The following is a 13,297-nucleotide window of genomic DNA, read 5'->3' as shown; positions in this document are numbered from 1 at the left end:
GCGAAATTCTCAAGATAATCCCCCGGCCTCAGCCCAGCCCGATCCGCCTTGCCCCTTGCCGGAACAGCGCCACGGCGTCCGGCTCGAAGTGGAAGGTGCCGATGAAATCGTCGAGGCGGTAGTCCGGTCGCGTCTTGCGGATGGCGGCGGCAAAGCCGCGTGCCTCGTCGAGCCGTCCCGCCAGAGCCAGGCAGTGAGCCGCGATCGCCAGGATGATGGCGTGCGCGTTCGGCCGCGCCGCCGCCTTCAGCGCCCATTCGGCCGCCTCCTCGAACTGGCCAAGCCGCACATGGGACATGGCGCGTGCCCCCAGCATGCCAAACAGCAAGGGATCGAACGGGCTGAGATGACGCGAATGATCGGAAGAACTTATCGCCGTTTGCGGGTCGCCCGACTGCGAATGGACGAAGGATAACGCATAATGGCCAAGCGCGAAATTGGGACTGAGATCCACCGCCCGTTCCAGTTCGATCAAGGACCCATCCTGCTCACCGCGCAGCCACAGCGCCCGGCCCATCGCCCAATGCGCTGCCGGATTGTGGTCGTCGATCAGCAGGCTGCGGCCGGCGCTCTCGAAGGCCAGCGCGCTTTCGCGGTCGCGGTCGCCCCAGCGCTGGAAGGCATTCTGCCAATGGGTGAAGGACAGGCCGGCATAGGCACGGGCAAAGGTCGGGTCGAGCTGCAGGGCCGTATCAAAGAAATGCCGCGCCTGCTCGTTCTCGGCCTGGGTGAAGCGGTACATATGCCAGAGGCCGCGATGATAGGCCTCCCAGGCGTTGAGCGAGTTGGGCGCCTTCAGCATGGCGCGGTTACGCTCGACCGTTTCGATCTCGGCCGAGATCGACGAGACGATGCTGTTGCCGATATCGTCGAGCACGGCAAAGATGTCGTCGGGCCTGCGCTCGAACGTTTCGGCCCAGACGATCCTGGCAGTGCGCACCTCGATCAGTTCGACGCTGACAATCAGGCGGCCGGCCGGGCTACGCACCGTGCCGGTGGCGACATAGTCGACATTCAGCCGGCGGCCGGCATCCTCGGGCGCGATGTCCTTCTCGGCCAGCGCAAATACCGATCCGCGCGCGATGACGAAGAAATCCCTGAGCTTGGCGAGGCGGGTGATGATATCGTGGGTGAAACCATCGGCCAATCCGCCGCCTGCGCCGGTCTCTTCAACAAACGGCATCACTGCCAGCGAAGCGTGGCTGGGCCCGACCGGGCCGACATCTGAGGGCGCCGCGACCAACTGCGATATTGTGGACAGGCAGGCCGGCTGCGGCCGGAGCGGGGTGCCCGACTGTTGGTCACGGATTGCCCGCCACGCCGCGCGAAGCGGTGCGAAATCCAGTTCCTCCGACTGGAACAATCGTTCCGCCGAAGCCAGGTGCTGCTCGGCCGCGCCGACCTCGCCTCGCCGGGCCAGACTGGCCAGAAGTGCTGCATGCGCACGCCCGTCGAACGGCGCCAGTTCCACCCATTTGTCGAGATGGGCGATTGCTTCGTCGCTATCCGCCGGCAGGCTCGCGACAAGCTGTTCCAGAACGGCGATGTGGCACGAGTGGAAACGGCGGCGCTGGGCGATCAGCCAGCTGTTGAAATGAGGGCTGCGCTCGAGCTCCAGCCCGTCGAGGAGATCGCCGGCAAACAGTCCGGCCAGCACGCGCAAGCGCTCGAGATCAAGCGTGCCGATCCCTTGTGTGGCGGCCTGGCTGACCTCCAGCGCATCGACAAGGCAATCGCTCAGATCGAGCGCGACCGTGTCTCCCTGTGTCGTGACCCGGTGTCGATCCGGCTCGTCGAGGACGCCGCGCAACTTGCTCAGGCACCAGCGCAGCTCGCCCCGTGGATCGTTCGGTACGTCCCACAACAGCTCGCACAGGCGGCTGCGGCCGACCGGATGCGGTGCCAGCGCCAGGTAGGCGAACAGCGCTCGCAGCTTGCGTGACGCCGGCAGCGCCAACGGCACGCCGTCGCGCAGAATCGCCAGCGCCCCGAGCAGGCGCACGGAAAGCGCCGGCGTCTCGCCGCCCAGCCTCGATCGTGCGGATTCCACGTTGGTTTCCACGCCTGCTCCCACGCTGGCCTGTCGGCCTTTCTTGTATCACCGATAGCGACAAGGCGCATCCGGCGGCGAATTTCCGCGCCGGGTACCGACATTGCCGCATTCCCGGCATGTCAGTCCTAACGCGGCAAGGTCTCGAAACCTCGCCGCCCAACCCGCCGGTTTGTAACCGGCCCGTGATAACAAGAAACGACGATCGAGGAGATCAAACATGTTGCAGCAGCGGAAAATCAGGACCACGGCCGGCCGCGGTCGCCTTTTCGACAGCATTCTCGACACCGTCGGCGACACGCCGGTGGTCCGCATCAACAATCTCGGACCGGCCCACGCGACGATCTATGTCAAGGCCGAGTACTTCAATCCCGGCGCTTCGGTGAAGGACCGTCTGGCGCTCAACATCATCGAGGAGGGCGAGCGCAGCGGCGCGCTGAAGCCGGGCCAGACGGTGGTCGAGGCGACCAGCGGCAACACCGGCATTGGCCTGGCCATGGTCTGCGCGCAGAAGGGCTATCCGCTGGTCGTCACCATGGCCGACAGTTTTTCCGTCGAGCGCCGCAAGCTGATGCGCATGCTGGGCGCCAAGGTGGTGCTGACGCCGCGCGCCGAAAAGGGTTTCGGCATGTACAAGAAAGCGGTGGAACTGGCTGAGGCCAATGGCTGGTTCCTCGCCCGCCAGTTCGAGACCGCCGCCAACGCCGCCATCCACGAGGCGACGACGGCGCGCGAGATCGTCAATGACTTCGCCGGTTCGCGGCTCGACTGCTTCGTCACCGGCTATGGCACCGGCGGCACCGTCGTCGGTGTGGCGCGTGTACTGCGCCGCGAGCGGCCGGAAACCCGCATCGTGCTTTCCGAGCCGGCCAACGCGCAGCTCATCGGCAGCGGCAAGGTGCAGCAGCGCGGTGCCGGTGGCGCGCCCGCCGCCAGCCACCCAGCCTTCGAGCCGCACCCGATCCAGGGCTGGACGCCGGATTTCATTCCCAATGTGCTGCAGGAAGCGATCGATGGCAGCCTCTATGATGAGGTGATGCCGATTGCCGGACCGGAAGGTATCAAATGGGCCAGAGCATTGGCACAGAAAGAAGGCATCTTCACCGGCATCTCCGGCGGCGCCACTTTTGCCGTGGCGCGGCAAGTCGCCGAACAGGCACCGGCCGGGGCGGTGATCCTGTGCATGCTGCCCGACACCGGCGAACGCTACATGTCGACGCCGCTGTTCGACGGCATCGAGGCCGAGATGGACGCCGACGAGATCGCCCTGTCGCGCTCGACGCCCGGCTGCCAGTTCCCGGCGGCTTGACGGGAGGATGCCGTGGATACCGTGCAGGAACCCCTCGGCCTGGTGGCCGAGGAAACGCTCGATCCCCCGGACTGGGCCGATGTGCAGGCTCTGTCGCACCAGGTCATCGACGATGCCGTCGATTATCTGCGCGATATCAGGGACCGTCCGGTCTGGCGGGAGATGCCGCCCTATGTGAGAGAGGTCTTCGCGGCACCGCTGCCGCGATCGCCGGCGCCACTTGCCGCTGTCTATGGCGAGGTCTCGCGCACGGTGATGTCCTATCCGATGGGCAACATCCATCCGCGCTTCTGGTCCTGGTATATGGGGTCGAGCAACTTCACCGGCGCGCTCGGCGACTTCCTGGCGGCAATCCAGGGCTCCAATCTCGGCGGCGGCAACCACGCCGCCGGGCTGATGGACAGCCAGGTGGTGAATTGGTGCAAGCAGATGCTGGGCTTTCCGGCTTCTGCCAGCGGCACGCTGGTCAGCGGCGGCTCGATGGCCAACCTTATCGGGCTGACGGTGGCGCGTAACACCAAGGCGGGCATCGACGTGCGCGAGCAAGGTGTTGCCGCCATCGAGAAGCCGCTGCGTTTCTATGGCTCGGACCAGATCCATTCCTGCCATCGCAAGGCAATGGAGGCGCTCGGCCTCGGCAACAAGGCGCTGCGCCGCATTCCGACCGATGCCGGGCTGCGCATCGATATCGCTGCCTTGCGGGCGGCAATCGCCGAGGACCGCGCAGCGGGATTCAAGCCGGCCTGTGTCATCGGCAATGCCGGCACGGTGAACACCGGGGCGATCGACGACCTGCGGTCACTCGCCAAGCTGGCGCATGAGGAGGACCTCTGGTTCCATGTCGACGGCTGTATCGGCGCGCTGGTCGCCATTGCGCCTGAAAATGCCCATCGCGTCGCCGGCATCGAATGGGCCGATTCGGTCGCGCTCGATCCGCACAAATGGCTGCACGCGCCGTTCGAGGTCGGCTGCGCCCTGGTCAGGGATGCCATCGCGCATCGCCGGACCTTCGCGGTGACGCCGGAATATCTGGAATCGACGCCGCGCGGCCTCGCCTCGGGCGAGTGGCTGCACGACTACGGCTTGCAGACATCGCGCGGCTTTCGCGCGCTGAAGGTGTGGATGGCGCTGAAGCAACATGGCGTCGATAAGTTCGGTCGCCTGATCGACCAGAACATCGCGCAAGCCTTCTATCTCGGAGGATTGATCGAGGCCGAGCCGCTGCTGGAGCTGGCGGCATTGCCGACCATCAACATCGTCTGCTTCCGCTATCAGCCCGGTTTGGTCGGCGAGGCGCTGAAGGCGCTCAACACCGAGATCATGCTGCGGCTGCAGGAACAGGGTATTGCCGCACTGTCGGACACCACGGTGCACGGCGAGCACTGGCTGCGCGTTGCGATCACCAACCATCGCACAAGGCGCGAGGATCTCGACCTTCTGGTGCGTGAAACGATGCGGCTGGGGCGCGAGATCGCGGCGGAGGGTGCTGCGTCTTCCTAGTCACCGGCAGGCATGCGATTCTGCCGTTCTGATTCGCGAGGTCCCGACGGTGACGCTCTTTCGTATGGCTGCACTGGCGGCCTTGCTCTTCACCACCTCGGCGCAGGCCGCCGAGATGGCCTTTTTCATCAAGAATCTGCGCAAGGAAGCGGTCGCGGTCGAGCTGTTCAGCCGCGACCGCGAGACGGTCTGGCCGGGCAACGACAAGGTGTTCCTGATCGACCCCAGCTCGCAGAAATCCGTGCCGCTCTCCTGCAATCAGGGCGAACATATCTGCTACGGCGCCTGGGTCGATGGCGACGACAGCATCTCCGCCGGCGTCGGGCCGGACAATGACCAGCCTTGCGACACCTGCTGCTTCATCTGCGTGGAACACTCGACCGAGACGATCGATCTGGTGCCATAGGGCCAAGGCACGCCGATATCCCCAAAATCAGTCCGGGAATTGTTGCAATCATCCCTTTGGCGATTCAATGCAGCATGCGATGGTCGCTGCGCGGCCGGGTGGGCCGCTATTTCAGGGGGTTACCATGCTTTACACCTATGCGCGCCGCACGCTGGTCGCGCTGTCGCTTGCCGCGCTGTTTGCGCCGTCCGCGCACGCCGCCGATATCACCTTCGCCCTCAAGAACAGCCACCCCAACGCCATGCGCGTCGAGCTCTACAGCCAGGACCGCGACTATGTCTGGCCGGGCGAGGACAAGGACTACTTCCTTGACGATGGCGAGACCAAACAGCTGCCGATCTCGTGCAACGAGGGCGAATCGATCTGCTACGGCGCCTGGGTCGATGGCGACGAGGGCACCTATTGGGGCGTCGGTCCCGGCAACAAGGAGAAATGCGAGGATTGCTGCTATACCTGCAACGGCGGCGAGACCGAGGAAATCGATCTGGTCCCCTGACCGGCTTGCCAGCTTGACGGTTTTTCCTGCTGGAGCCATAGCCTGGACAGATACCCGGAGCGCGCCGCGTCCATCGAATGCGACGTGCTTCAGGCAAAAGGAGCCCAGCTATGGCCGGCATGGTCGAAAGCGACAAGATCGACGTCGGATTCTCCGGCAAGCGCTGCATCCATTCGCGCAATTGCGTGCTCGGCGATCCGCATGTCTTCGTGCCCAATGCACCGGGCCAGTGGATCCATCCGGAAGCGGCCAGCGTCGAGAAGATCGTCGCCATCGCTGAAAGCTGCCCCTCGGGCGCCATCACCTACATCAGGAAGGATGGCGGGCCGCAGGAGCAGCCGCCGGTGGTCAACACCGTGCGACTGCGGGAAAACGGCCCGCTGGCCGTGCATGCCGAGATCGTGCTCGACGGCGAAACGTTTTATCGCGCCACGCTATGCCGCTGCGGCGCCTCGGAAAACAAGCCGTTCTGCGACGGCAGCCACAACAAGTCAGGTTTTGCCGCCACCGGCGAGCCGGCGCTGAAGGACACGCCGGCGCTGGAGGCGAGGAATGGCCCGCTGAAAGTGACACCGACCACCAACGGTCCGCTCAAGCTCGAAGGCAATGTCGAGATCGTCACCGGCACCGGCCACACGGTCGACCGCACGCAACGCACCTTCCTCTGCCGCTGCGGCCATTCCGCCAACAAGCCGTTTTGCGATGGAACGCATAAGAAGGTGGGGTTTGTCGGGTAGCGGCAATAAGCGACAGAGGGGGTCGGCACGTCCTGACGCGACGCCATGCGAGGGCGAGACGAGGTCAGCGCTTCACGCGCGACGACCCCCTCTGGCCTGCCGGCCATCTCCCCCTCGAGGGCAGGGCTATCGCATATGAGTGATGGCCTGGATGAGATAGTCGTCATTCCACGCGCATTTTTTGATACGGTGGCTGATGGGGACTTTGTCGATGTCGGCGGCCTGAAGGATATTTCTGGCGATGCGGTTTAGGAGCGCGGTGTTGGCAGGGGCGTTGTCCTTGCGGGCACGGCTGAGGTCCTCGCGCAGATGAACGTCGAGCATCCAATGCAGCCCGTTCTCGATCTGCCAATGGGCTCTGGTGAGATCGATCGCCTGCTGCGGGGACAGCAGCGTTGAGGCCATGAACAGGCGCGTCAGCGGCTTGGCCTGATCGCGCCGGCTGGTGATGCGGATGAAGGCCTTGTGCCCAGGCATCAGCGGGTCGGGCGCCGCCACGACTTCTGCCTGCCGCCATTCGTTGCGGCCATGGCTGGTCTCGGTCCGCTCAGTGACGGCGGGAGTGGTCTGGGCCAGTTGTTGTTTGGCCCGAGCCAACCAATGCCGGCGGTTTCCCTTGAGCGTGAGCAGATAGTCGCCGCCGCGCTGAATGATGGCCTTGGCCATGCGCGTGTGGCAATGAAGCGCATCGGCCGTGACCAATCGACCAGTAAGATCAATGAGTTCGACGACCTTGAGGGCAGCCTCGACCTCATTGTCTCCATCGCCGGGCGAGGCCGCCGCCAAACACAGCCGCGTCTGGCTGGCAAAGGCTGACACCGTCAGGGGCGGGCTGGCCGCAAGGCCTTTCTCATAGGCCCGTCGCAGCGCCTTGCCATCAAGTGCGACCACACCCTGGCGTGCCTGGGCAAAGCCCGCGGCAAAGGCGGCGAACGCACGTCCGAAGGCCTCCGGATCGAGCAGGCGCAACAGCCGCGAGAAGGTGTCGTGGCTGGGCGCCTCCTCATAGTCGATCAAGCGCGACAGCGCCTGTTTGCGCTCTTGCGCGAACAACGAAAACTCCGTTGCGCTGGTCGCGCCACACAGGCTCGCAGCGATCATCATCACGATCAGGTCGCCAAGCCGGTGCGTGGCGTTGGCCGCGCGCGGATCAGGGACCGCGCCGAAATAGCTCTCAAGGCTAGAAATGGCAGTCACTCCTCAGTGGACTGCCTTCCCAAAGAATCCCTTCTCAAACCAACTTCAAGCTCAAAATCGCCATATGCGATTCCCCTGCCCTCGTGGGGGGGGATTACACGTGGCCCAGCGCTCGCAGCTTTATCGCCCGCTCCGTATCGGCTAAGGGCAGGGGCAGACAAATTCGCCAGCCGGACCGCCATCAGAAATGACCGCCAAGACCAAGCCAAAGCCGCTGTTCCTCGGGATCGACACCGGCGGCACCTACACCGATGCCGTGCTGTGGTCTGAAACGGAAGGCCCGCAGCAGGGGCCGAACAAGGGCAAGGTGCTGGCCAAGGCCAAGGCGCTGACCACCAGGCATGATCTGGCCGTCGGGATCTCCGGCGCCGTCGACGCGGTGCTGCGGAAGGCCGGCACCGATCCCGCTGCGATCAAGCTGGTCTCGATGTCGACGACGCTGGCCACCAATGCACTGGTCGAGGGCCAGGGCGGCCGCGTCGCGCTGGTCATGATCGGCTTTTCCGAGGGCGACCTCGCCCGCGACGGGCTGAAGGCAGCGCTTGGCACCGACCCGGTGGTTTTTTGTCCCGGCGGCCACGACGTGCACGGTAATGCCGCCAGGCTCGATCTGTCCGGACTGGAGGCAGCGCTGCCCGAACTCGGTGCCTCGGTGTCCGGTTTTGCCGTCTGCGCCTATTTCGCCACCCGCAATCCGGCGCACGAGATTGCCGCCCGCGAGTTGATCCGCGAAAAGACCGGGCTGCCGGTAACCGCCAGCCACGAGCTGTCGGCCAAGCTCGGTGGCCCGCGCCGGGCGCTGACGACGCTGCTCAACGCCAGGCTGATCTCGATGATCGACCGGCTGGTGGCGGCAACCGAAGGCTTTCTCGAGGCGCGCAACATTGCGGCGCCCCTGATGGTGGTGCGCGGCGATGGCGCCCTGGTTTCGGCCGCCTTTGCCCGCCAGCGGCCGATCGAGACCATCCTGTCCGGCCCGGCCGCCAGCCTGGTCGGCGCCCGTCACATGACCGGGCTCGACAACGCCATGGTGTCCGACATCGGCGGCACCACGACCGACGTCGCCGTGCTCGACGGCGGCCGTCCCAGGCTCGATCCGGAGGGCGCCACCGTCGGCGGCTTCCGCACCATGGTCGAGGCTGTCGCCATGCGCACCTTCGGCCTTGGCGGCGATTCCGAAGTGACGCTGGAGGATGGCGCGCTTAACCCGAAGATCCTGCTCGGGCCGCGCCGCCTGGTGCCTCTGGCGCTGGCCGGCATGGCGCATGGCAGCGCCATCACATCGGAACTCGAACGCCAATTGCGGGCGCCCAATCCCGGCCGCATGGACGGCCGCTTCGCGGTGCGCACCGGCGTGCCGGACAGGCTCGCCGCCGGATTGACCGGCGCCGAAGCCAGGCTCTACGAGCTGATTGGTGCTGTGCCGCTCGCCATCGACAGGCTTTTGACCTCGAACGCGCAGAACGCGACGCTGAACCGGCTGGTGTCACGCGGGCTGGTGCATATCGCCGGCTTCACCCCGTCGGACGCCGCCCATGTGCTGGGCAAGCAGGCGAACTGGGATCCTGTCGCCGCGCGCCTCGGCGCCGAACTGTTCGCCCGCAAGCGTGACGGCCGTGGCCAGTACATCGCCGCTTCGCCCGAAGCGATCTCGGAGCGGGTGCTGGTGACGCTGACACGCTGGTCGGCCGAATATATCCTCGAAACTGCCTTTGCCGAGGACGGCCTCGATGGCGCGTCAACCGTGGCGCATGCGCTGGTGCAGCGCGCGGTCGACGCGCATCCCGGCATTGCCCGGCTGACCGTGGCGCTCGACCGCCCGGTCATAGGCCTCGGCGCCTCGGCGCCGCTGCATTATGCCGGCCTGCCGCCCTTGATCGGCAATGACTGCGTGGTGCCGGAAGACACCGATGTCGCCAATGCGCTCGGCGCCGTTGTCGGCCAGGTCAGGGTTTCGGCCGAGGCCCGTGTCAGCCAGCCCAGGGAAGGGCTGTTTCGTCTTGCCTCGGGCGAAACCGTACGCGATTTCCTCGACGAGGCGGCGGCGATCGCGGCGGCCGAGGCCGATGTCCGCGCCATCGTCGCCCAGCGCGCCAGGGAGGCTGGCACCGACAGCGCCGAGATCGACGTCGCGACCGAGTTCCGCGTCTCGACCGTCGAAGCCCAGCGCATGTTCATCGAGGCGCATGTGGTGGCGGTGGCGTCGGGAAGGCCGCGGATTGCGGTGTAGCGGCTGATCTCCCCCCTTGAGGGAGAGATGTCGCCGAAGGCGACAGAGGGGGTCGGTTCGACGGGACGCGACCCTCCTGCTTTGAACAGAAGAGGCTAGCGCCTTACGTCCGGCGACCCCCTCTGGCCTGCCGGCCATCTCCCCCTCAAGGGGGGAGATCGGCAGCGTCACCGCTCGCCAAAAACACCCACCTTCACCCTAAGCTGAATTGACCCTGCACCCCTGACATGCCAAAGGCCCGCAAAGCCTTTCATCTGGAGTAGCCTGATGACCGATCGCATCGAGATCGCCGGATTGCGGATTGCCCGCGAGCTGCATGAGTTCGTGGCCAGGGAAGCGCTGCCGGGCACGGGCATCGAAGCGGACGCCTTCTGGAACGGTTTTTCGGCCGTCGTCCATGACCTCGCGCCCAAGAACCGGGCGCTGCTGGCAAAGCGCGACGCCATCCAGGAACAGATAGACGGCTGGTATCGCGACCATGGCGCACCCGTCGACATGGAGGTCTACAAGGGTTTCCTGAAAGAGATCGGCTACCTCGTTCCCGAAGGCCCGGCCTTCAGCGTGTCGACCGACAATGTCGACCCGGAAATATCAGTCGTTGCCGGGCCGCAGCTGGTCGTGCCGGTGATGAATGCCCGCTATGCGCTCAACGCCGCCAACGCGCGCTGGGGCTCGCTCTATGATGCGCTCTACGGCACCGACGCCATTCCTGAAACCGATGGCGCCGAGAAGGGCAAGGCCTTCAATCCGGTGCGCGGCGCCAAGGTCGTCGCCTGGACAAAGACCTTTCTCGACGAGGCTGCCCCGCTCACCTCGGGCAAATGGGCCGGCGTCAACGGTCTGTCGCTGGCGCAAGGCGGGTTGCGGCTGAGTGCTGGTGCTGGCTCGACCACGCTGGCCAACCCGAAGCAATTCGTCGGCTACCGTGGCGACGCCGCCAATCCCGATGCCGTGCTGCTGGTCAGGAACGGCCTGCATATCGAGATCGTGATCGACCGCGACAACCAGATCGGCCGCACCGATCCGGCGGGGATCGCCGATGTCGTCCTGGAATCGGCGCTGACCACCATCCAGGACTGCGAGGATTCGGTCGCCGCGGTGGATGCGCCCGACAAGGTCGTCGTCTACCGCAACTGGCTTGGCCTGATGAAGGGTGACCTAGCGGAAGAAATCACCAAGGCTGGCCGGAGTTTTGTCCGCAAGCTCAATCCCGACCGCTCCTACACCGCGCCCGCCGGCGGCACGCTGACCGTGCCCGGCCGCTCGCTGATGCTGGTCAGGAATGTCGGCCACCTCATGACCAATCCGGCGATCCTTGACCGCGACGGCAACGAGGTTCCGGAAGGCATTATGGATGCGGCGATGACGGCGCTGATCGCGCTGCATGACGTCGGAACCAACGGCCGCCGTGCCAATTCCCGCGCCGGCTCGATGTATGTCGTGAAACCCAAGATGCACGGGCCGGAGGAAGTCGCCTTCGCCGTCGAGATCTTCGACCGTGTCGAGGCCCTGCTCGGCATGGCCAGGAACACCATCAAGATGGGCATCATGGACGAGGAACGGCGCACCACCGTCAACCTCAAGGAAGCGATCCGCGCCGCGCGCGAGCGCGTGGTGTTCATCAACACCGGCTTCCTCGACCGCACCGGCGACGAGATCCACACCTCGATGGAAGCCGGCCCGATGATCCGCAAGGGCGACATGAAGCAGGCCGCCTGGATCTCCGCCTACGAAGCGTGGAATGTCGACACCGGGCTCGAATGCGGGCTGGCCGGCCACGCCCAGATCGGCAAGGGCATGTGGGCGATGCCCGATTTGATGGCGGCGATGCTGGAACAGAAGATCGCCCACCCCAAGGCCGGCGCCAACACCGCCTGGGTGCCGTCGCCGACGGCGGCGACGCTGCATGCCACGCACTACCACAAGGTCGACGTCCACGCGGTGCAGGCAGCGCTGAAGAACCGGCCCAAGGCGAAGCTCGACGACATACTGTCGGTGCCTGTCGCCGTGCGGCCGAACTGGTCGCCGGAAGACATCCAGAAGGAGCTCGACAACAACGCGCAAGGCATTCTCGGCTACGTCGTGCGCTGGATCGACCAGGGCGTCGGCTGTTCGAAAGTGCCAGACATCAATGATGTCGGCCTGATGGAGGACCGCGCCACGCTGCGCATCTCCTCGCAGCATATCGCCAACTGGCTGCATCACGGCGTGTGCAGCAAGGACCAGGTGATGGCGACGATGAAGCGCATGGCTGAAATCGTCGACCGCCAGAACGCGAGCGATCCACTCTACCAGCCGATGGCGGTAGATTTCGACAACTCGATCGCCTTCCTCGCCGCCTGCGACCTGGTCTTCAAGGGCCGCGTCCAGCCCAACGGCTACACCGAGCCGGTGCTGCACGCGCGGCGGCTGGAGCTGAAGGCGAAGCAGGGCTGAAGAGGCCAGTCCTTGCCGTGAATGGGGCGGCGGGTCTTCGACCTGGCTTCCGTCTGGAGATCAGGCGTTAGGGAGCTGTATGATCCAGGAGCCGGATGGTGGGATCGCGACGGTGTTCGGAATTGGCGCGGTCGACGCCTTCCACCGTAATCGCGATCGTCCCGTTTTCTATCCTCGCGATCCATCCCTTCGCTTTCATGTACCAAAGATGAAACTCGAGATGTTCTCGCGGACAGCCTGACAGGCGTTCGAGCTCTACATCTCCGATCCCAGGGTCGGTGACGTCGTGGCGGCGCTTTGCGTAAAGCAGCGACAGGAGTTTGGCCTGGATCACAACATCCCGCTCGATGCCCTTGGTGTTGCTGGCTTCCTCGGTCAACTCGCGGCGAAGGCCGGCGTGATCTCTATAGGCGATGTCGTATTGAGCGCGCTTGACCGGATCCTTGAGCGTATTGTGGGCTTCCACGACTTCGCTGAAGCGGGCTTCATCGCCAGTCTGTTGATTGTCTGGATGATAGCGCATCGCAAAATAGCGAAATATGCGCTCCAGCGTTTCCGAGTTGGCATTCGGGCTGACTTCCAACACTTCATAGTAGTCGATGAACATAGCGGTACACCCTCAACCGCAATCATATTCGCATTGTCTAAATAAAGAACATCCAAAGCAGAAGCCCAGACTTTAGTCCGGCGCCGATGACAGCCACGCTTCTGGTGAAGAGGAAGAAAATGGCCGGCGCCCGTTCGGTGGGGGCCGTTGGGTGGTGAGGACGCCGGCCAAGCGGACAATCAGGTCCGCCGCACTGCAGAGATGGTCGATTCGTTGGGTGGCGGTTATGGCGTGATCGCGGAAGGCAATTTGGCAGGGTCGGCTTGCCGCGCGATCGCGTACTGCCAGATTTCGCCCACGGGACCAAAAACCACAACCGCAAGCACGGC

General features: G+C 65.0%; 10 protein-coding genes. 7 read left to right on the top strand and 3 right to left on the bottom strand.

What is annotated here, in order from left to right:
• Positions 1–28: 28 nt before the first annotated feature.
• Positions 29–2,050: a BTAD domain-containing putative transcriptional regulator gene (locus ACZ89F_RS31990; RefSeq protein ID WP_476096149.1), complete on the bottom strand. Its 2,022-nt coding sequence runs from the start codon at positions 2,048–2,050 to the stop codon at positions 29–31.
• Between the two features lie 220 nt (positions 2,051–2,270).
• On the opposite strand from ACZ89F_RS31990, the gene ACZ89F_RS31985 reads away from it, so the two are divergent.
• The 5 genes from ACZ89F_RS31985 (at position 2,271) to ACZ89F_RS31965 (ending at position 6,498) form a co-directional block, all read left to right on the top strand.
• On the top strand, positions 2,271–3,359 hold the full coding sequence (locus tag ACZ89F_RS31985; protein ID WP_476096148.1) for a PLP-dependent cysteine synthase family protein: 1,089 nt from the start codon (positions 2,271–2,273) through the stop codon (positions 3,357–3,359).
• A gap of 12 nt (positions 3,360–3,371) precedes the next feature.
• Positions 3,372–4,859 (top strand): pyridoxal phosphate-dependent decarboxylase family protein, encoded by a 1,488-nt coding sequence (locus ACZ89F_RS31980; protein ID WP_476096147.1) that lies wholly within the window; start codon positions 3,372–3,374, stop codon positions 4,857–4,859.
• Positions 4,860–4,908: 49 nt separating this feature from the next.
• Entirely contained in the window at positions 4,909–5,265 is a 357-nt protein-coding gene (locus tag ACZ89F_RS31975) for a hypothetical protein (RefSeq protein WP_476096146.1), read from the top strand.
• Between the two features lie 124 nt (positions 5,266–5,389).
• Positions 5,390–5,761, top strand: a complete 372-nt coding sequence (locus ACZ89F_RS31970) for a hypothetical protein (protein ID WP_476096145.1) — start codon at positions 5,390–5,392, stop codon at positions 5,759–5,761.
• Positions 5,762–5,871: 110 nt separating this feature from the next.
• Complete coding sequence (locus ACZ89F_RS31965; RefSeq protein ID WP_476096144.1) at positions 5,872–6,498, top strand: CDGSH iron-sulfur domain-containing protein; 627 nt, start codon at positions 5,872–5,874, stop codon at positions 6,496–6,498.
• Positions 6,499–6,624: 126 nt separating this feature from the next.
• Here the strand turns inward: ACZ89F_RS31965 and ACZ89F_RS31960 are convergent, their stop codons facing one another.
• Positions 6,625–7,695: an ISAs1 family transposase gene (locus tag ACZ89F_RS31960; RefSeq protein ID WP_476091432.1), complete on the bottom strand. Its 1,071-nt coding sequence runs from the start codon at positions 7,693–7,695 to the stop codon at positions 6,625–6,627.
• Between the two features lie 187 nt (positions 7,696–7,882).
• Here ACZ89F_RS31960 and ACZ89F_RS31955 point away from each other — a divergent pair, with 187 nt between their 5' ends.
• Together ACZ89F_RS31955 and ACZ89F_RS31950 are read left to right on the top strand one after the other, a co-directional pair.
• On the top strand, positions 7,883–9,925 hold the full coding sequence (locus ACZ89F_RS31955; protein WP_476096143.1) for a hydantoinase/oxoprolinase N-terminal domain-containing protein: 2,043 nt from the start codon (positions 7,883–7,885) through the stop codon (positions 9,923–9,925).
• Between the two features lie 267 nt (positions 9,926–10,192).
• A complete protein-coding gene (locus ACZ89F_RS31950; protein ID WP_476096142.1) occupies positions 10,193–12,361 on the top strand; it encodes a malate synthase G in 2,169 nt (722 codons plus the stop codon).
• Positions 12,362–12,428: 67 nt separating this feature from the next.
• Here ACZ89F_RS31950 and ACZ89F_RS31945 read toward each other — a convergent pair whose 3' ends face one another.
• Positions 12,429–12,968 (bottom strand): J domain-containing protein, encoded by a 540-nt coding sequence (locus ACZ89F_RS31945; RefSeq protein WP_476096141.1) that lies wholly within the window; start codon positions 12,966–12,968, stop codon positions 12,429–12,431.
• Positions 12,969–13,297: the final 329 nt, after the last annotated feature.

The organism is Mesorhizobium sp. USDA 3734, from assembly GCF_056279665.1.
This window is presented reverse-complemented; position numbering and strand designations above follow the sequence as displayed.